This window comes from Azotobacter chroococcum, from assembly GCF_002220155.1.
Classification (GTDB): Bacteria; Pseudomonadota; Gammaproteobacteria; order Pseudomonadales; family Pseudomonadaceae; genus Azotobacter; species Azotobacter chroococcum.
In genome coordinates, this window is record NZ_CP011835.1 from 3,529,906 (window position 1) to 3,547,990 (window position 18,085).

The following is an 18,085-nucleotide window of genomic DNA, read 5'->3' on the forward strand; positions in this document are numbered from 1 at the left end:
CCTTATTTCCAGCAGCGCGAACCGCCGCCTGCCGCCGTTTTGGCACCCAGTTGATCAAGGGTGAGCACCCCGCACTCCGTATCGCTGGCCAGCTGCGAACCGATGGGAGTGGCGGTGATGGTGTAGGTCAGGCCTGCACTGGATGAACTGGTGACCGCGACCGTGTAATTCGAAGCAACATCCGCCCCCAGAGACATCCCCAAGGTGCTGAGGCTGTCGGCATAAGTGCGCTTGTCGAGAAGATAGCGTTCCTGTCTGTTGGCCACTTCGAGCATGAAGGCCTCGACCGCCGCACGATTCGACCTGACCACATGTTGTCGATAACTCGGCAGTGCGATGCCCATGAGGATGGCGACGATCACCACCGTGATCATCAATTCGATCAGCGTGAAACCCGACGAATACCGCGCACGAGCCAAGCGGCTTCGCTCAAAGACCATCAAACACCCCCCATCCAAGGCACAAGTCGGTGCGTACGCCCAGTCGCAGCTGCGTGAAACCCCAGCCACGGTCAAACCGCGGCGTGCGGGAGCTCGCCAAGAGCCTGAACCTGAAAAGCTCTGGCTCCGCTCGGCCCATGACGCTGCTGGGCATGAATGGAGGTGAAGATAGCGCCCTTACCCTGCCCGTTCTCAGGATAAGTGCGCAATTCTGACGTGGCGCTGCAAGGCAGCTACCAACTTGAGAAATGAAGAGGTGTCCTTACTCGGACTCCGCAGCAGAATATCGATGCAAACGGTTCAGTCCACCTGCACCGCCCGCAACTCCTTCGGCATCGAGAAGGTGACGTTCTCCTCCCGTCCGACCAACTCCTCGACATCGGTGACACCCCACTCGCGCAGGCGTTCGATCACGCCACGCACCAGCACTTCCGGCGCCGAGGCACCGGCGGTGATGCCGACGCGCTGGATGCCCGCGAACCATTCGCGGCGCAGATCCTCGGCACCGTCGACCAGGTAGGCCGGGGCGCCCATCCGTTCGGCCAGTTCGCGCAGGCGGTTGGAGTTGGAGCTGCTGGGGCTGCCGACCACCAGCACCAGCTGGCATTCGCCGGCCAGTTGCTTGACCGCATCCTGGCGGTTCTGGGTGGCGTAGCAGATGTCGTCCTTGCGCGGACCGCCGATGCCCGGGAAACGGGCGCGCAGGGCATCGATCACCCGGGCGGCGTCGTCCATCGACAGGGTGGTCTGGGTGACGAAGGCCAGGGATTCGGGATTGCGCACCTGCAGGCGGGCAACGTCCTCCTCGTCCTCCACCAGGTAGATGGCGCCGCCGCTGGCGGTGTCGTACTGGCCCATGGTGCCCACCACTTCCGGATGCCCCTGGTGGCCGATGAGAATGCACTCGCGGCCGTCGCGGCTGTAGCGGGCGACCTCCAGGTGCACCTTGGTCACCAGCGGGCAGGTGGCGTCGAATACCTTGAGCCCGCGCCGCTCCGCCTCCCCGCGCACGGCCTGGGATACGCCGTGGGCGCTGAAGATGACGATGACGTTGTCCGGCACCTGATCCAGCTCCTCGACGAAGACCGCGCCGCGGGCACGCAGGTCCTCGACCACGAACTTGTTGTGCACCACCTCGTGGCGCACGTAGATCGGCGGGCCGAAGACCTCCAGGGCGCGGTTGACGATCTCGATGGCCCGGTCGACGCCGGCGCAGAAGCCGCGGGGATTGGCGAGTTTGATGTGCATGGGGGCCTCGGCGGGAAATGGCGGGTGACGACCATGGCGGGCCTAGCCCGCCGGGTCTCCGGCGATCAGACCGGCTTGACCTCGAGGATCTCCACCTCGAAGGTCAGTTCGCGGCCGGCCAGCGGATGATTGAAGTCGACGGTGACCTGCCGGTCGTCGAAGGCCTTGACGATGCCGGGCATCTCGCTGCTGGCGGCGTCGTTGAAGATCACCAGCAGGCCTTCGGACAGTTCCATGCCCTCGAACTGGCTGCGCGGCATGACCTGCACGTTCTGCGGGTTGGGCCGGCCGAAGCCCTGCTCCGGGGCGATCGGCAGGGCGCGCTTGTCGCCGGCCTTGAGGCCGTAGAGGGCCAGTTCAAAGCCGGGCAGCAGGTTGCCGTCGCCGATCCGGAAGGTGGCCGGGCGCTTGTCGAAGGTGGTGTCGACCAGGTCGCCCGAGTCGAGCTTGATGGCGAAATGCAGGGTGACTTCCCGATCGGGACCGATGCGCAGTTCAGTCATGGGCGGTTTCTCCGGACTTCTTGCTGATGAACATATCCAGCGCCAGCATGATGGCGCCCACGGTAATGGCACTGTCGGCCAGGTTGAACGCCGGGAAGAACCAGCGATCCTGCCAGTGCACCAGGATGAAGTCGATCACATGACCGTAGGCCACGCGATCGAACAGGTTGCCCACGGCGCCGCCCAGCACCAGGGCCAGGGCGACGGCCAGCCAGGTCTCGGCGGACTGCAGGCGCTTGAGCCAGACCACCAGCACGGCGCTGACCGCGACCGCGATCAGGGCGAACAGCCAGCGCTGCCAGCCGGACTCACCGGCGAGGAAGCTGAAGGCGGCGCCGGTGTTGTAGGCCAGCGTCCAGCTGAACAGCCCGGGAACGATCTCGATCTGCTGGTAGAGCCGCAGGGCACCTTCGAAATAGAGCTTGCTGGCCTGGTCGAGGACGAAGACCAGCAGGCTCAGCCACAGCCAGGGGAGCTTGCCGAAACGGGAAGTCATGGGCGGACACCTGCCCCCTCTTCCCTGCTACGCGCATCACGCATGCCGGCGGACCTCGCCTTCGCCCTGGATGTTCTCCACGCAGCGCCCGCAGATTTCCGGGTGGGCCGGGTCGACGCCGACGTCCTCGCGGTGGTGCCAGCAGCGGGCGCACTTGGCGTGGGCCGACTTGACCACCCTGATCCGCAGACCGCCGACCTCGGTTTCCACCGCGTCCGCCGGGGCGGCTTCGAGGGGCTGGACCTGGGCGGCGGAGGTGATCAGCACGAAGCGCAGCTCGTCGCCCAGCAGGGCCAGGCGCTCGGCCAGGGCCGGCTCGGCGAACAGGGTGACCTCGGCCTGCAGGTTGCCGCCGATGGCCTTGGCCACGCGCAGGTTTTCCAGCTCCTTGTTCACCGCGGCCTTGACCGCCATGACCTGCTCCCAGAAGGCTCGATTCAGCGCGAAGCCTTCCGGCAGCTCGGAGAGGCCCTGATACCAGGTGTTGAGCATCACCGATTCGTTGCGCGCGCCGGGCAGGTACTGCCAGATCTCCTCGGCGGTGAACGCCAGGATCGGCGCGACCCAGCGCACCAGAGCCTCGCCGATGTGGTACATGGCGCTCTGGCAGGAACGCCGCGCCACGCTGTCGGCGGCGCAGGTGTACTGGCGGTCCTTGATGATGTCGAGGTAGAAGCCGCCCAGCTCCTGCACACAGAAGTTGTGCACCTTCTGGTAGACGACCCAGAAGCGGTAGCTGTCGAAGGCCTCCTCGATCTCGCGCTGCAGCAGCAGGGCGCGGTCCACCGCCCAGCGGTCGAGCGCCAGCATGTCCTCGACGGCCAGCAGGTCCTTGGCCGGATCGAAGCCGTTGAGGTTGGAGAGCAAAAAGCGCGCGGTGTTGCGGATGCGCCGGTAGGCGTCGGCGCTGCGCTGGAGGATCTGCTTGGACACCGCCATCTCGCCGGAGTAGTCGGTGGCCGACACCCAGAGGCGCAGGATATCGGCGCCCATGCTGTCGGTGATCTCCTGCGGGGCGATGACGTTGCCGAGGGACTTGGACATCTTGCGGCCGTTCTCGTCCACGGTGAAGCCGTGGGTCAGCAGGCCGCGGTACGGCGCATGGCCGTCGATGGCCGCGCCGGTCAGCAGCGACGAGTGGAACCAGCCACGGTGCTGGTCGGAGCCTTCCAGGTAGAGGTCGGCGCGCGGGCCCTGGTCGTGGCCCATGGGATGCGAGCCGCGCATCACGTGCCAGTGGGTGGTGCCGGAGTCGAACCAGACGTCCAGGGTGTCGGCGATCTTGTCGTACTGGGCGGCTTCCTCGCCGAGCAGCTCGGCAGGCTCGAACCTGAACCACGCCTCGATGCCCTCCTGCTCGACGCGCCGGGCCACCTGCTCCATCAGCTCGACGGTACGCGGATGCAGCTCGCCGCTTTCCTTGTGCAGGAAGAAGGGAATCGGCACGCCCCAGTTGCGCTGGCGCGAGATGCACCAGTCCGGACGGCCGGCGATCATCCCGTGCAGGCGCGCCTGGCCCCAGGCGGGGACGAACTGGGTCTGCTCGATGGCGGTCAGGGCGCGCTCGCGCAGCGTGGTGCCGTCGTGGGCCTGCTTGTCCATGCCGACGAACCACTGGGCGGTGGCGCGGTAGATCAGCGGGGTCTTGTGCCGCCAGCAGTGCATGTAGCTGTGCTGGATGCTCTCGTGCTTGAGCAGGGCGCCGACCTCGGCGAGCTTGGCGACGATGTTCGGGTTGGCCTTCCAGATGAACTGGCCGCCGAAGAACGGCAGCGACTCGGCATACACCCCGTTGCTCTGCACCGGAGTGAGAATGTCGTCGTTGTGCATGCCGTAGTGCTTGCAGCTGCGGAAGTCGTCCTCGCCGTAGGCCGGCGCCGAGTGGACGATGCCGGTGCCGGCGTCCAGCGCCACGTAGTCGGCCAGGTAGACCGGCGAGAAGCGCTCGTAGAACGGATGGCGGAAGCGGATCAGCTCCAGGGCCTCGCCTTTCGCGGTGGCCAGCACCTCGCCCTGCAGGCCGTAGCGCGCCAGGCAGCCTTCGACCAGCTCCTCGGCCAGCACCAGCAGCCGCTCGCCGGTATCGACCAGCGCATAGGTGAATTCCGGATGGACGTTGAGCGCCTGGTTGGCCGGGATGGTCCAGGGGGTGGTGGTCCAGATCACGATGCCGGCCGGCTTGGCCAGGCTCGCCAGGCCGAAGGCGGCGGCCAGCTTGCCTTCGTCCTCGACCGGGAAGGCCACGTCGATGGCGTCGGACTTCTTGTCCTGGTACTCGACCTCCGCCTCGGCCAGCGCCGAACCGCAGTCGAAGCACCAGTTCACCGGCTTGAGCCCCTTGAACACGAAGCCGCCCTCGACCATCTTCGCCAGCGCACGGATTTCCCCGGCCTCGTTGGCGAAGTCCATGGTCTTGTAGGGGTTGTCCCAGTCGCCGAGCACGCCGAGGCGGATGAAGTCGGCCTTCTGCCCCTCGACCTGCTCGGCGGCATAGGTGCGGCAGCGCTCGCGGGTCAGGTCCGCCAGCTGGTTCTTGCCGAAGGTGGTTTCCACCTTGTGCTCGATGGGCAGGCCATGGCAGTCCCAGCCCGGCACGTAGGGCGCGTCGAAGCCGGCCAAAGTCTTCGAGCGGACGATCATGTCCTTGATGATCTTGTTGACCGCATGGCCGATGTGGATGTTGCCGTTGGCGTAGGGCGGGCCGTCGTGCAGGATGAACTTCGGACGCCCCTCGCCGATCTGCCGCAGCTTGCGGTACAGGCCGATGCTGTTCCAGCGCTGCAGCGTCTCCGGCTCGCGCTGCGGCAGGCCGGCCTTCATCGGAAACGCCGTTTCCGGCAGATTGAGGGTCGCTTTGTAGTCGGTCATCGTCATTCGGGCTCGTGAGTAAGCGGTTTACCCTGCCAGTAGGCACGGGCGGCGGCGATATCCGCGTCGATCGCCGTTTTCAGCGCTTCCAGGGAAGAGAAACGTTCCTCGTCGCGCAGCTTGTGATGGAAGGTGACTCGCAGGTGCCGACCGTACAGGTCACCGGCAAAATCCAGCAGATGCATTTCCAGATGGGCGCGGCCATCGCCCGCCACCGAGGGTCGGACGCCGATGTTGGCCACTCCCGGCCAGCAGCGCCCGTCCAGCTCGGTGCTCACCAGGTACACGCCGCTGAGCGGCACCCGGCGGCGCTTGAGCTGCACGTTCGCGGTCGGCGTGCCGAGCTGGCGGCCCAGCTTCTGGCCGTGCAGAACCCGCCCGCAGAGGCTGAACGGCCGGCCGAGCAAGCGCTCGGCCAGAGGCAGGTCGCCATGATGCAGAGCCGCGCGCAGCCGCGTGCTGCTGACCCGCAGGCCGTCCACCTCGACGGTGACCGCCGCCTCGACGGTGAAGCCTTCGGCCGCGCCCGCCTGACGTAGAAACGCGAAGTCGCCGGCGCGGTCGCAGCCGAAGCGGAAGTCGTCGCCGACCTCCAGATGGCGCACGCCCAGGCCGTCGACCAGTACGGACTGGACGAAGGCCTGGGCGCTCAACTGGCAGAAGCGGCGGTTGAACGCCAGGCAGAGCACCCGGTCGACCCCTTCCGCGGCGAGCAGTTCGAGCTTTTCCCGCAGGCGGGTCAGGCGTGGCGGAGCGCTGTCCGGGGCGAAGAATTCCCGCGGCTGGGGTTCGAAGATCACCACGCAGCCGGGCAGGCCCAACTCGGTCGCACGTTCGCGCAGGCGTGCAAGGATCGCCTGGTGGCCACGGTGGACACCGTCGAAATTCCCAATGGTGACGACACAACCCCGATGCTGGGGCCGCAGATTATGGAGGCCTCGAACCAGCTGCATAGGAAACATCTTGCTTGCAAAGTGGCCGATTATACGCACAGCCGGCGCTGGGCAACAGGCCGGCAAGGGGCCCCGGCCGGCGGATCGCCGCCGGTACGGCAACCTGTGCGGCGCATCCCGGGGCTAGGCGATCGACTTGCGGGAAAAATCCCGCAACCGGAAGCCGAGCAGCGCCAGCATGCCGAAATAGGCCACGACTCCCGCCAGCACCAGCGCGCCCAGGCGCAGGAAGCGCTCCGCCATCCCGCCCTGCTCCCAAGGCGGCATCAGCGCCAGCATGCCGAGCAGCACCACCACCATCACCAGCACCGCCAGCACCAGCTTGACGAGGAACCTTCCCCAGCCGGCCTGCGGCTCGAAGCGCCGCTGCTGGCGCAGCTTCCAGTAGAGCAGACCGGCGTTCAGGCAGGCCCCCAGGCTGATTGCCAGCGCCAGGCCGGCATGCTTGAGCGGGATGATGAAGACCAGGTTCATCAGCTGGGTCGTCACCAGGCTGAAGACCGCAATGCGCACCGGCGTGCGGATATTCTGCTGGGCGTAGAAGCCCGGCGCCAGCACCTTCACCAGAATGATCCCAAGCAGGCCGACCGAGTAGGCGATCAGCGCCTGCTGGGTCATCAGGGCATCATGGGCGGTGAATTTGCCGTACTGGAACAGCGACACGGTCAGTGGCTCGGCAAGGATCGCCAGGGCCAGCGCGCAGGGCAGCACCAGCAGGAAGCACAGACGCAGCCCCCAGTCGAGCAGCTTCGAATACTCGCAGCGGTCCTGGCAGGCATGGGTCTTCGACAGGGCCGGCAGCAGGATGGTCCCCAGCGCCACGCCGAGCACCCCGGACGGCAGCTCCATCAGGCGATCGGCGTAGTACATCCAGGACACCGAGCCAGCGGCGAGAAAGGACGCGAAGATGGTGTTGATGATCAGCGAGATCTGCCCCACCGACACGCCGAGAATGGCCGGCAGCATCTGCCTGAGCACGCGCCACACGCCAACATCGTGCAGGTCCAGGCGCGGCAGCACGAGCATGCCGACCTTCTTCAGGTGCGGCAGCTGATAGAGCAGTTGCAGCAGGCCACCGACCAGCACCGACCAACCGAGCGCCAACACCGGCGGATTGAAATAGGGGGCGAGGAACAGCGCGAAGGCAATCATGCTGAGGTTCAGCAGGGTCGGCACGAAGGCCGGCACGCTGAAGCGGTTCCAGGTGTTGAGGATCGCCCCGGCCAGGGACGACAGCGAGATCAGCAATATATAAGGGAAGGTGATCCGCAGCAGCGTGGTGGTGAGTTCGAACTTTTCCGGCGAATCGGCAAAACCGGGCGCCGAGATCCAGATGATCCAGGGGGCCGCCAAAATGCCGAGCAGAGTCACAACTGCCAACACCAGGGTCAGCAGGCCGGAGACGTAGGCGATGAAGGTGCGCGTCGCCTCTTCGCCCTGCTGGGTCTTGTACTCGGCGAGAATCGGCACGAAAGCCTGGGAGAAGGCCCCTTCGGCGAAGATGCGCCGCAGCAGGTTGGGCAACTTGAAGGCGACGAAGAAGGCATCGGTGGCCAGACCCGCACCGAAGATGCGCGCCACCAGGGTATCGCGCACGAAGCCCAGTACGCGGGACAGCATGGTGATGGAGCTGACCGCTGCCAGCGACTTGAGTAGATTCATGGAAAGCGAGGTTCGGGGCCTGACAGGAAGATGACGGGCTCGGCAGTCATGCCATTGCGTCGGCATCACAGGCGACAGCGGCGTCTGGCACCGAGCGGAGCTCGCGAGTGTAGAGGCCGCCGGCAGCCACCGCAATGTGATGCGCACCAGTCGTTTCCCTTGACATCCCCCCCACATCTCGGCATGATTCGCGGCCTTATTTGCTTGTATCCCAGATTTGTTCGTATCCCCCAGTTTCGAGGAGCTTGACGGTGGCCAACTCACCTTCTGCCAAAAAACGCGCCAAACAGGCTGAGAAGCGTCGTAGCCATAACGCCAGCCTGCGCTCGATGGTTCGTACCTACATCAAGAACGTGGTCAAGGCTATCGACGCCAAGGACCTGGACAAGGCCAAGACCGCCTACACCGCTGCCGTTCCGGTGATCGACCGCATGGCCGACAAGGGCATCATCCACAAGAACAAGGCCGCTCGTCACAAGAGCCGCCTGAACACGCACATCAAGGCCCTCGGCGTAGCCGCTGCCGCCTGATTCGGACGCGCTCCACGAAAAACCGGCCAATGGCCGGTTTTTTGTTGCCTGCGATTCGGGCGGGAGAGAACCACCCCTCCCCCCCTCATTCCCCCCAGGGCAGAATCGGGATCGCCGTCACCGCATTCTGCGGGCTGCCCTCGATCACCCGATCGCTGTAGACCAGATAGACGAGAGTGTTGCGCTTCTCGTCGAAGAAGCGCACCACCTGCATGCTCTTGAACACCAGCGAGGTGCGCTCCTTGAAGACCACCTCGCCATCCTTCAGCTCCTCGCGGAAACGGATCTTGCCGACCTGGCGACAGGCGATGGAGGCCTCGGCACGATCCTCGGCCAGCCCCAGCCCACCCTTGACGCCACCGGTCCGGGGGCGTGACAGGTAGCAGGTCACCCCCTCGACCTTGGGATCGTCGAAGGCCTCGACGACGATCCGGTCGTTCGGCCCGAACCACTTGAACACAGTGGACACCTCGCCGATCTCCTCGGCCAGGAGTTGGGACGGCAACAGCGCCGCCAGCAACCACGAAATCCTGCGCATGTCGCCTCCTCAGACCAGGATCAGATTGTCGCGATGCACCAGTTCCGGCTCGTCGACATAACCCAGCAACTGCTCGATCTGCTCGGAAGCGCGACCGATGATCTTCTGCGCCTCGGCAGAACTGTAGTTGACCAGGCCACGGGCGATCTCGCTCCCCTCCCGATCGACACAGACCACCATCTCGCCGCGGCGGAAATTTCCCACCACGGACTTGACCCCCACCGGCAGCAGGCTGCGATGATGGCGGGTCAGCGCCTCCACCGCCCCGGCATCCAGCACCAGGGTGCCACGCATCTGCAGATGCCCGGCCAGCCACTGCTTGCGCGCCGCCAGCATGCCCTGCTCGGGCGCCAGCAGGGTGCCGAGCCGCTCGCCAGCCTTGAGGCGGTCCAGCACCCGCTCGATGCGCCCGCCGATGATCACCGTATGGGCGCCGGAGCGGGCCGCCAGCCGCGCCGCACGCAGCTTGGTCTGCATGCCGCCGCGCCCCAGGGCGCCGCCGGAGGAACCGGCTGCGCCATCCAGGCGCGGGTCGTCGGCACGTGCCTCGAAGATCAGCTGCGCATCGGGATTGCTGCGCGGGTCGGCATCGAACATGCCATCGCGGTCGGTGAGAATGACCAGCAGGTCCGCCTCCACCAGGTTGGCCACCAGCGCTGCCAGGGTATCGTTGTCGCCGAAGCGGATCTCGTCGGTGACCACGGTGTCGTTCTCGTTGATCACCGGGATGACACCGAGATCCAGCAGGGTGCGCAGGGTGCTGCGGGCATTCAGGTAGCGCTTGCGGTCGGAAAGGTCGTCGTGGGTCAGCAGGATCTGCGCAGTGTGCCGACCATTCTCGGCGAAGCTCGACTCCCAGGCCCGCACCAACCCCATCTGCCCCACCGCGGCCGCCGCCTGCAGCTCGTGGATGGCCTTCGGCCGCACATTCCAACCCAGCTGGCTCATGCCGGCCGCCACGGCACCGGAAGACACCAGCACCAGCTCCACGCCGGCCTCGCGCAGCGCCACCATCTGCTCGACCCAGACCGCCATCGAAACACGGTCCAGACCGCGACCGTCGGCAGTCAGCAAGGCACTGCCGATCTTCACCACCCAACGCCGCGCACCCGTCACCTTATCGCGCATCATCTCCGCCTTTCCGCTCTGTCAGTCAGACGGCGAGCCCGACCCGCCGCCAATCCGGGCGGACCCCGTCCGCCCCGCAGGATCACCGCACGTAGAAGATCTCCGGCCCGTCGCCGTCGTCCTCGTCGTCGAAGTCGTCTTCGTCCTCCAGCGCATCGGCGCTCTTCAGGCCCGCGCGACGCAGGGCACGCTGGTCGTCCAGCGCCTGCAGACGTGCGCGCGCCTCGTCCTCGATGCGCTGATCAAGCTCGGCCAGCGCCTCGGCGTATTCCGGCTCCTCGGCGATGCGCAGGGCGCGCTCGTCCAGATACTTCATGATGTCCTGGCAGAGCGCCTCGGTGCCCTCGCGCTCCAGCGCGGAAATCACATATACCGGCCCCTGCCAGTCGAGCCGCTCGACCACCGCGCGCAGCCGCTCCTCGCGCTCCTCGTCGAGCAACTGGTCGGCCTTGTTCAGCACCAGCCAGCGCTCGCGCTCGGTCAGCGCCGGACTGAACTTTTCCAGCTCGTGCAGGATGGTCTCCGCCGCATCGGCCGGATCGCTCTCGTCCAGCGGCGCCATGTCCACCAGATGCAGCAGCAGACGGGTACGCGCCAGATGCTTGAGGAAGCGGATGCCCAGCCCCGCACCTTCCGCCGCGCCCTCGATCAGCCCGGGGATGTCGGCGACCACGAAGCTCTTGTAGCGCCCGACGCTGACCACCCCGAGATTCGGCACCAGGGTGGTGAAGGGATAGTCGGCGACCTTCGGCTTGGCAGCCGACACCGCACGGATGAAGGTGCTCTTGCCGGCGTTCGGCAGACCGAGCAGACCGACGTCGGCCAGCACCTTGAGCTCCAGCTTGAGATCCCGCGCCTCGCCCGGCTTGCCCGGCGTGGTCTGCCGTGGCGCGCGGTTGGTGCTGGACTTGAAGCGGGTGTTGCCCAGACCGTGCCAGCCACCCTGGGCGACCAGCAGGCGCTGCCCGGCACGGGTCAGATCACCGATGATTTCCTGGGTGCCGGCATCGATCACCGTGGTGCCGACCGGCACCGGCAGGATCAGGTCCTCGCCCTTGGCCCCGGTGCAATCGGTACTACCGCCCTTCTCGCCGCGCTGCGCCTCGAAGCGGCGAGTGTAGCGATAGTCGACCAGGGTATTGAGATTCTCGTCGGCCTCCATGTACACGGAGCCACCATCGCCGCCATCGCCACCGTTGGGGCCGCCCTTCTCGATGAACTTTTCGCGACGAAAGCTCATCATGCCGTTGCCACCGTCACCGGCCTTTACAAAAATCGAAACTTCATCGACGAATTTCATGGGTACGCCTCCCGTCAATGGGACGGGCTGAATGAAACGAGTGATACAGGATACAGAAACAAAAAAGCCCCGTCGCATGACAGGGCTTTTCCGGCGATGCCGCGATCAGGCCGATACGACGCTCACGTAGCGACGACCGAAGGCACCCTTCACTTCGAACTTGACCACGCCTTCCACTTTCGCGAACAGGGTGTGGTCCTTGCCCATGCCGACACCGAAACCGGCGTGGAACTGGGTGCCGCGCTGACGCACGATGATGTTGCCGGCCTTGATGACCTGGCCGCCGAACATTTTCACGCCAAGGCGTTTACTTTCCGAATCGCGACCGTTGCGGGTAGAACCGCCAGCTTTTTTGTGTGCCATGAGTGCGTTACTCCAAATAGCGGGTATTCAGGCTCAGGCCTGGATACCGGTGATTTTGACTTCGGTGAACCACTGACGGTGGCCCTGGTGCTTCATGTGGTGCTTGCGGCGGCGGAACTTGATGATGCTCACCTTGTCGTGACGGCCCTGGCCCACGACCTCGGCGGTCACCTTGGCGCCCTCGACCACGGGAGCACCGATCTTCACGTCATCACCGTTGCCGACCAGCAGCACGCGATCGAAGGTCACGGCTTCGCCAGTGCCCACTTCGAGCTTTTCGATCTTCAGGAATTCGCCTTCGGCAACCTTGTATTGCTTGCCGCCGGTCACGATTACTGCGTACATGGTATGTCTCCGTTGATCCTGCTCACCCGGCGCTTTATAGAAGGAGTCGTTGGCCGGCATGGCTGCACGGAGTGGATGACCGCCCGCGCAATTGCGTAAGACAGGGAAATACCCAGGGAAGTTAGGGCCCGCGATTGTACGCAAGCACCAGAAGCCACGCAAGCGCCGCCAGCCCTTGCCTTGACAGCCCATACCCTGCCACCTAGCATGCCGCGGCAACTGATCAGGAGCTCGAGGCGTTGATGCAACCCCAGGCCTTTTACCGCGTGGTCGCGGACGATTTCAGCGCTGTTGACGGCATCATCCGCAAACAGCTCACCTCGCGGGTCCCCCTGGTGGAGACGATCGGCGATTACATCATCTCCGCCGGCGGCAAGCGCCTGCGCCCGCTGCTGGTGCTGCTCTGCGGCAACGCCCTCGGCAAGTGCGACGAGCAAATGCGCCTGCTGGCCGCCGCCATCGAGTTCCTGCACACCTCCACCCTGCTGCACGACGACGTGGTCGACGACTCCGACCTGCGCCGCGGCCGCTCCACCTCCAACGCCCTGTGGGGCAATGCACCGAGCGTGCTGGTCGGCGACTTCCTCTATGCCCGCTGCTTCGAGATGCTGGTCGAACTGGCCTCCATGCCGGTGATGCGCATCATGTCCCAGGCCACCCGGGTGATCGCCGAAGGCGAGGTGCTGCAGCTGTCCAAGGTGCGCGACGCCAGCACCACGGAAGAAACCTACATGGAAGTCATCCGCGGCAAGACCGCGATGCTCTTCGAGGCCGCCAGCCACGGTGCCGCCATCCTGGCCGGCGCCAGCCCCGCACAGGCCGAGGCGCTGCGCTGCTTCGGCGACTCGCTCGGCGTCGCCTTCCAGCTGGTGGACGACCTGCTGGACTACCGCGGCGATGCCGAGACCCTGGGCAAGAACGTCGGCGACGACCTGGCCGAAGGCAAACCGACCCTTCCGCTGATCTATACCATGCGCGAAGGCACCCCCGAGCAGGCCGCCCTGGTACGCCGGGCGATCCAGAAAGGCGGCATCGAGGACCTGGCCGCCATCGTCGCCGCCGTGGAGGCCTCCGGCGCCCTGGACTACACCGCCCGCCAGGCCCGCGAGCACGCCGAGCGCGCCATCGCCTGCCTGGACGTGCTGCCGGCCGGCGAATACCGCGATGCCCTCATCGAGCTGAGCCGCTTCGCCGTGGCACGCACCCACTGACGGCCAGCCTTCAGCATCGGCCAGAACGAAGAAGCCGGGTCCATGGACCCGGCTTCTTCGTCTTCGCCTGCGGCAATCCGCAGGAGCGGCGTCTTACAGCACGTCCAGCAGTTCGACGTCGAACACCAGCACGCTGTGCGGCGGGATGCTGCCGATGGCCTGATCACCGTAGGCCAGCTCGCTCGGCACATAGAGGCGCCACTTGCTGCCGCTGTTCATCAGCTGCAGGGCCTCGGTCCAGCCGGCGATCACCCCGCCGACCGGGAACTCGGCCGGCTGGCCGCGCTGATAGGAGCTGTCGAACACGCTGCCGTCGATCAGGGTGCCGTGGTAGTGGGTCCGTACATGGTCTTCGCGGCTCGGCTTGCGGCCCTCGCCGACCGTCAGCACCTCGTACTGCAGGCCGGAGGCCAGCACGGTGACGCCCTCGCGCTTGGCGTTCTCGGTGAGGAAGGCGACGCCTGCGGCAGCCGCCGCCTCGGCCTTGGCCTGGGCTTCGGCCTGCATGCGGTCGCGGATGACCTTGAAGCTGGCCGACAGTGCAGCCGGCTCGACACGACTGGACTGACCGCTGAAGGCATCGGCCAGGCCGGCGAGCACCGCCTCGAGACTGACCCCCGGCGGCGGGTTGTCACGGATCTGGTCGCCCAACTGGCGTCCGATGCCATAGCTGACGCGGGCTTCGTCGGTGGAAAGGTTGAGTTCGCTCATGCCGGAGTTCCAGTCGGTGAAAAGGCCCGACAGACTAGCACAAGCACAAGCACAAGAGCGGGACGGGAAAGTTGATCGGCGGGACGCATCCGCAGGCATGCCGGCGCACAGGGAAAAGGCGCACCGGAAACGCCCGCCTCAATGGGCGTGCTTGACCATCTTCTCCAGATAGCTCATGACGAAGGCAGAAATGACGAAGGTCATGTGGATGAGCACGTACCACAGCAGCTTGTCGTTGGGGATCTTCTGCGCATCCATGAACACGCGCAGCAGGTGGATCGAGGAGATGGCCACGATGGAGGCGGCCACCTTCAGTTTCAGCGAGCCGGAGTCCATCTTGCCCAGCCAGTCGAGCTTTTCCTTGCCCTCGTCGATATCCAGCTGGGACACGAAGTTCTCGTAGCCGGAAATCATCACCATCACCAGCAGGCCACCGACCAGCGACATGTCGATCATCGACAGCAGGACCAGGATCAGCTCCGCCTCGGCCATCTCGAACACGTGCGGCAGCAGATGATAGACCTCCTGGAAGAATTTCAGGGTCAGCGCCAGCAGGGCCAGGGACAGGCCGAGATAGATCGGCGCCAGCAGCCAGCGGGAGGTATACATTGCATTTTCGAGAAAACGTTCCATGGGGGCATCCACTCAGCCAAAAACGGCGGCGAGTATACCCATGGGCATGATCGGGACAAAGATACCTGCCGGCACTGGAAACGCCTGGCAACATATCCCCATTTGCTGTGGATAACCCTGTGAACGAAGAGCGCATTAACGGCTCAGAAGCCCGGCGGACGGCTCCCCACGCCCGCCGTACAAATCTCGAACAGTGGGCGCTCAGACTTCCGGCCGGGACTCGCGGCCTTCCGGACGACAGCGTCGCGGGCCGTTCAGCCGACGCAGTTCGGCCTGCAGATGAAGGCACCAGATGAGCGGGTCCGAGCACTCCTGATAGCCCACCCCAGCCAGGGTCGAGGCCACCTCGTCGAGCACCCGCTCTGCCGCCACAGGCCCGCGAAACGGCCCCTGTGCCTTGACCGAGGACGGCTGCGCGCCGGACAGGCCGGCAGCGAAGAGCAGCGTCCACAGCCCCTGCTCTCCTGCCAGCGGACGGGTTGCCAGTTCGATGCGAACGGTCAGCCCCAGGCAGTTTCGGATCAGACAAAGCGTGCGTGACATAGGGCAATCCCCTTCAGGGTCGTGCTTTCAGCGTACACTCCACACGACAACCCAGAAAGATTTTTGCTCTACCCAATCTGTGGGTAAGTCTGTGAACAAAACCAGGACAAGCAGAAACCGGCCTGCGGCATTTGGCCACCCCGGCCTGCCTGGCAGGCCGGGGCCCTCTCACTCCTGAACGCCGATCTGCGGCTCCTTCGGCTTGCCGGAATCCTCCTCCATGCCCATCTCGGCGATTTCCCGCAGCCGCTCGACCACCCGCGCATTGACGCTGCCGGTCGGGAAGCAGCCCTGCTCGTCCGCTGCGCCGGCCGGCTCGCCGAGCAGCAGGCTGAGCGCCTCGTCCACCTGGCGCACCGCATAGACATGGAAGCGTCCGGCGCGCACCGCCTGCAGCACGCGCTCGTCGAGCATCAGGTTGGTGACGTTGGCGCGCGGGATGATCACCCCCTGCTCGCCGGTCAGTCCGCGCGCCTCGCAGAGCCGGAAGAAGCCCTCGATCTTCTCGTTGACCCCGCCGACCGCCTGCACCTCGCCGAACTGGTTGATCGATCCGGTGATGGCGAAGCACTGCTTGAGCGGCGTGCGCGACAGCGCCGAGATCAGCGTGCAGACCTCGCCGAGGGAGGCGCTGTCGCCGTCGACGTAGCCGTAGGACTGCTCCAGGGCGATGCTCGCCGAGATCTCCAGGGGAAACTCCTGGGCATAGCGGCTGCCGAGGTAGCCGGTGAGGATCATCACCCCCTTGGAATGGATCGGCTGGCCGAGGTTGACCTCGCGCTCGATGTCGACGATCCCCGAACCGCCCGGATAGACGGTGGCGGAGATCCGCGCCGGCACGCCGAAGACGGAGTCGCCGATCTCCAGCACGGTGAGCCCGTTGCACTTGCCGATCGCCGCGCCCTGGGTGTCGATCAGGATGATGCCGGCGAGCATGTCGTCGAGAATCCGCGCCGAAACCCGCCCGGTGCGGGTTTCCTTGGCCTTCAGGGCGCGCTCGATGTGGCCGACGTCGGTCAGCGCCTCGCCGGCCAGCTGGCGGACGAAGTCGGCCTCGCTGACCAGCTGGAACAGATCGCCGATGCGCGCCGACAGCCGGCCCTGGTGCTCGGCCAGGCGCGCGCTGTAGGTCGCCAGGCGTGCCACCGCCGGGCCGGACAGGGGCGCCATGCCCTCCTCCGAAGTGCGCGTCTTGAGCAACTGGGCGAACTGCTCGAGGCTGTCGTCGGCCAGCGGGATCTCCTCGTCAAAATCCACCAGCACGCGGAACATCTCCTGGAAGTCCGGATCCACCTCCTGCAGCGCGTAATAGAGCTGCCGCGAGCCGACGATCACCACCTTGACCTGCAGCGGGATGACCTGCGGGGTGAGGGTCACGGTGGCCAGGCGGCCCAGCTCGGCCAGCGGCGACTCCATCTTCAACTGACGCGAATGCAGGGCGCGCTTGAGGGCATCCCAGACGAAGGGCTCGCCGAGCAGCCGCTCCGCCTCGAGGATCAGGAAGCCGCCGTTGGCGCGGTGCAGCGCGCCCGGGCGCAGCTGGCGATAGCTGGTGTAGAGCGCGCCCTGGTCGGTGCCGTACTCGATGCGGCCGAACAGGTTGTCGTAGGTGGGATGCGGCTCGAACACCACCGGCGCGCCCCCCTGGCAGTGATGACCGACCACCAGGCTCGGGCAGTACTGCTCGACCACCAGCGCGCGCCGCTGGGCATCCGTGACGTTCTCGTCGCCCAGCTGCTCGACCACGGTGCGCAGCAGGTTGACCTGCATCGCCTGCAGATAGGCGCAGACCCCGGCGCTTTCCGCGTATTTTTCCGAGAGCGGCGCGAGCAGCGGCTGCAGGGCCAGGGTGATGGTTTCCTCGTTGAGCTGGCGCAGCTGATTGCTCGATTCGCGCTTCCACTGCGGCAGGCTGGACAGCTCCTCGTTGAGGCGCTCCTCGAGGTAGCCGATGTCCTCGTGGAAGCGCTCGCGCTCGGCCTCCGGCAGCTGGGCGAACTCGCCCTCGTCCAGCGTCTTGCCGTCCTTCATCGGGGTGAAGGCGATATTCGCGCTGTCGCGGTACAGGGCGATGCCCTTGTCCAGCGCCTGCCGCTCGATGCTGTCGAGGGCGCGGTCGTAGCGCTGGTTGAAGCCGCGGTCGATGGCGCTCTTCTTCTGCTGGTAGGTCGGCGTCTCGAACACCGCCGGAAAGGTCGCCAGCAGATTGTCGATCAGCAGATTGATGTCGGCGATGAACTCGCTGGCGCTGCCTGCCACGAGCTGCAGCGAACGCGGCTCGCGGGGCTCCTCGAAATGATTGACGTAGACCCAGTCAGGCGGCGTATCCAGGCGCTTGGCCTCGGTCTGCAGGTAGCGCCTGACGTAGGAGAAGCGGCCGGTGCCCGGCTCGCCCATGACATAGACGTTGTATCCCGGACGCGGCATCGCCACGCCGAACTGCAGCGCCTCCACCGCGCGCTCCTGACCGAGCACACCGCGGAAGGGCTCCAGCTCGTCGGTACTGGCGAAGGCGAACTGGGCGGGATCGAAGGGACGGGTCAGCTCATCGGGTGCCAGGCGCAGGCCGGCAGCAACGGAGTCGGGCATCGGGAGTCCTTACATCGGGCGGCC

At 65.9% G+C, this 18,085-nt stretch carries 18 protein-coding genes; 2 read left to right on the top strand and 16 right to left on the bottom strand.

Annotated elements, in window-relative coordinates; genetic code table 11:
* Positions 1–2 precede the first annotated feature (2 nt).
* From ACG10_RS24775 to murJ, 7 genes are all read right to left on the bottom strand, one after another.
* Complete coding sequence (locus ACG10_RS24775) at positions 3–440, bottom strand: type IV pilin protein (protein ID WP_089169028.1); 438 nt, start codon at positions 438–440, stop codon at positions 3–5.
* A gap of 300 nt (positions 441–740) precedes the next feature.
* Positions 741–1,688, bottom strand: a complete 948-nt coding sequence (gene ispH, locus ACG10_RS16405) for a 4-hydroxy-3-methylbut-2-enyl diphosphate reductase (RefSeq protein WP_089169029.1) — start codon at positions 1,686–1,688, stop codon at positions 741–743.
* Between the two features lie 65 nt (positions 1,689–1,753).
* Complete coding sequence (locus ACG10_RS16410; protein WP_039802362.1) at positions 1,754–2,191, bottom strand: FKBP-type peptidyl-prolyl cis-trans isomerase; 438 nt, start codon at positions 2,189–2,191, stop codon at positions 1,754–1,756.
* Positions 2,184–2,687, bottom strand: a complete 504-nt coding sequence (gene lspA, locus ACG10_RS16415) for a signal peptidase II (RefSeq protein ID WP_039802360.1) — start codon at positions 2,685–2,687, stop codon at positions 2,184–2,186. The genes ACG10_RS16410 and lspA overlap by 8 nt, the downstream gene beginning before the upstream one ends.
* Positions 2,688–2,723: 36 nt before the next feature.
* Positions 2,724–5,555: an isoleucine--tRNA ligase gene (gene ileS, locus ACG10_RS16420; RefSeq protein ID WP_089169030.1), complete on the bottom strand. Its 2,832-nt coding sequence runs from the start codon at positions 5,553–5,555 to the stop codon at positions 2,724–2,726.
* Between the two features lie 2 nt (positions 5,556–5,557).
* Positions 5,558–6,508, bottom strand: a complete 951-nt coding sequence (gene ribF, locus ACG10_RS16425) for a bifunctional riboflavin kinase/FAD synthetase (RefSeq protein ID WP_039802357.1) — start codon at positions 6,506–6,508, stop codon at positions 5,558–5,560.
* A 123-nt stretch (positions 6,509–6,631) separates the two neighbouring features.
* On the bottom strand, positions 6,632–8,170 hold the full coding sequence (gene murJ / locus ACG10_RS16430; protein WP_089169031.1) for a murein biosynthesis integral membrane protein MurJ: 1,539 nt from the start codon (positions 8,168–8,170) through the stop codon (positions 6,632–6,634).
* Between the two features lie 251 nt (positions 8,171–8,421).
* Between murJ and rpsT the strand changes: the two genes are divergently transcribed.
* On the top strand, positions 8,422–8,700 hold the full coding sequence (gene rpsT / locus ACG10_RS16435; protein WP_039802352.1) for a 30S ribosomal protein S20: 279 nt from the start codon (positions 8,422–8,424) through the stop codon (positions 8,698–8,700).
* An 85-nt stretch (positions 8,701–8,785) separates the two neighbouring features.
* Here rpsT and ACG10_RS16440 read toward each other — a convergent pair whose 3' ends face one another.
* From ACG10_RS16440 to rplU, 5 genes are all read right to left on the bottom strand, one after another.
* Entirely contained in the window at positions 8,786–9,238 is a 453-nt protein-coding gene (locus ACG10_RS16440; RefSeq protein ID WP_089169032.1) for a CreA family protein, read from the bottom strand.
* Between the two features lie 9 nt (positions 9,239–9,247).
* Entirely contained in the window at positions 9,248–10,366 is a 1,119-nt protein-coding gene (gene proB, locus ACG10_RS16445; RefSeq protein WP_089169923.1) for a glutamate 5-kinase, read from the bottom strand.
* 82 nt (positions 10,367–10,448) lie between these two features.
* Positions 10,449–11,666, bottom strand: coding sequence for an Obg family GTPase CgtA (gene cgtA / locus ACG10_RS16450; protein WP_039802348.1), 1,218 nt, complete (start codon positions 11,664–11,666; stop codon positions 10,449–10,451).
* 105 nt (positions 11,667–11,771) lie between these two features.
* Positions 11,772–12,029: a 50S ribosomal protein L27 gene (gene rpmA / locus ACG10_RS16455; protein WP_039802346.1), complete on the bottom strand. Its 258-nt coding sequence runs from the start codon at positions 12,027–12,029 to the stop codon at positions 11,772–11,774.
* A gap of 33 nt (positions 12,030–12,062) precedes the next feature.
* A complete protein-coding gene (gene rplU, locus ACG10_RS16460) occupies positions 12,063–12,374 on the bottom strand; it encodes a 50S ribosomal protein L21 (RefSeq protein ID WP_039802344.1) in 312 nt (103 codons plus the stop codon).
* Between the two features lie 242 nt (positions 12,375–12,616).
* Here rplU and ACG10_RS16465 point away from each other — a divergent pair, with 242 nt between their 5' ends.
* On the top strand, positions 12,617–13,585 hold the full coding sequence (locus ACG10_RS16465) for a polyprenyl synthetase family protein (RefSeq protein ID WP_039802342.1): 969 nt from the start codon (positions 12,617–12,619) through the stop codon (positions 13,583–13,585).
* Between the two features lie 93 nt (positions 13,586–13,678).
* Here the strand turns inward: ACG10_RS16465 and ACG10_RS16470 are convergent, their stop codons facing one another.
* From ACG10_RS16470 to ACG10_RS16485, 4 genes are all read right to left on the bottom strand, one after another.
* Positions 13,679–14,296: an FKBP-type peptidyl-prolyl cis-trans isomerase gene (locus tag ACG10_RS16470; protein WP_089169033.1), complete on the bottom strand. Its 618-nt coding sequence runs from the start codon at positions 14,294–14,296 to the stop codon at positions 13,679–13,681.
* A gap of 138 nt (positions 14,297–14,434) precedes the next feature.
* The gene (locus ACG10_RS16475; protein ID WP_089169034.1) at positions 14,435–14,929 is read right to left on the bottom strand and encodes a TIGR00645 family protein; all 495 of its coding nucleotides are present in this window, start codon (positions 14,927–14,929) and stop codon (positions 14,435–14,437) included.
* 201 nt (positions 14,930–15,130) lie between these two features.
* A complete protein-coding gene (locus ACG10_RS16480; RefSeq protein WP_089169035.1) occupies positions 15,131–15,472 on the bottom strand; it encodes a PA4575 family protein in 342 nt (113 codons plus the stop codon).
* Positions 15,473–15,640: 168 nt separating this feature from the next.
* Positions 15,641–18,061, bottom strand: a complete 2,421-nt coding sequence (locus tag ACG10_RS16485; RefSeq protein ID WP_039802334.1) for a Lon protease family protein — start codon at positions 18,059–18,061, stop codon at positions 15,641–15,643.
* Between the last annotated feature and the right edge of the window lie 24 nt (positions 18,062–18,085).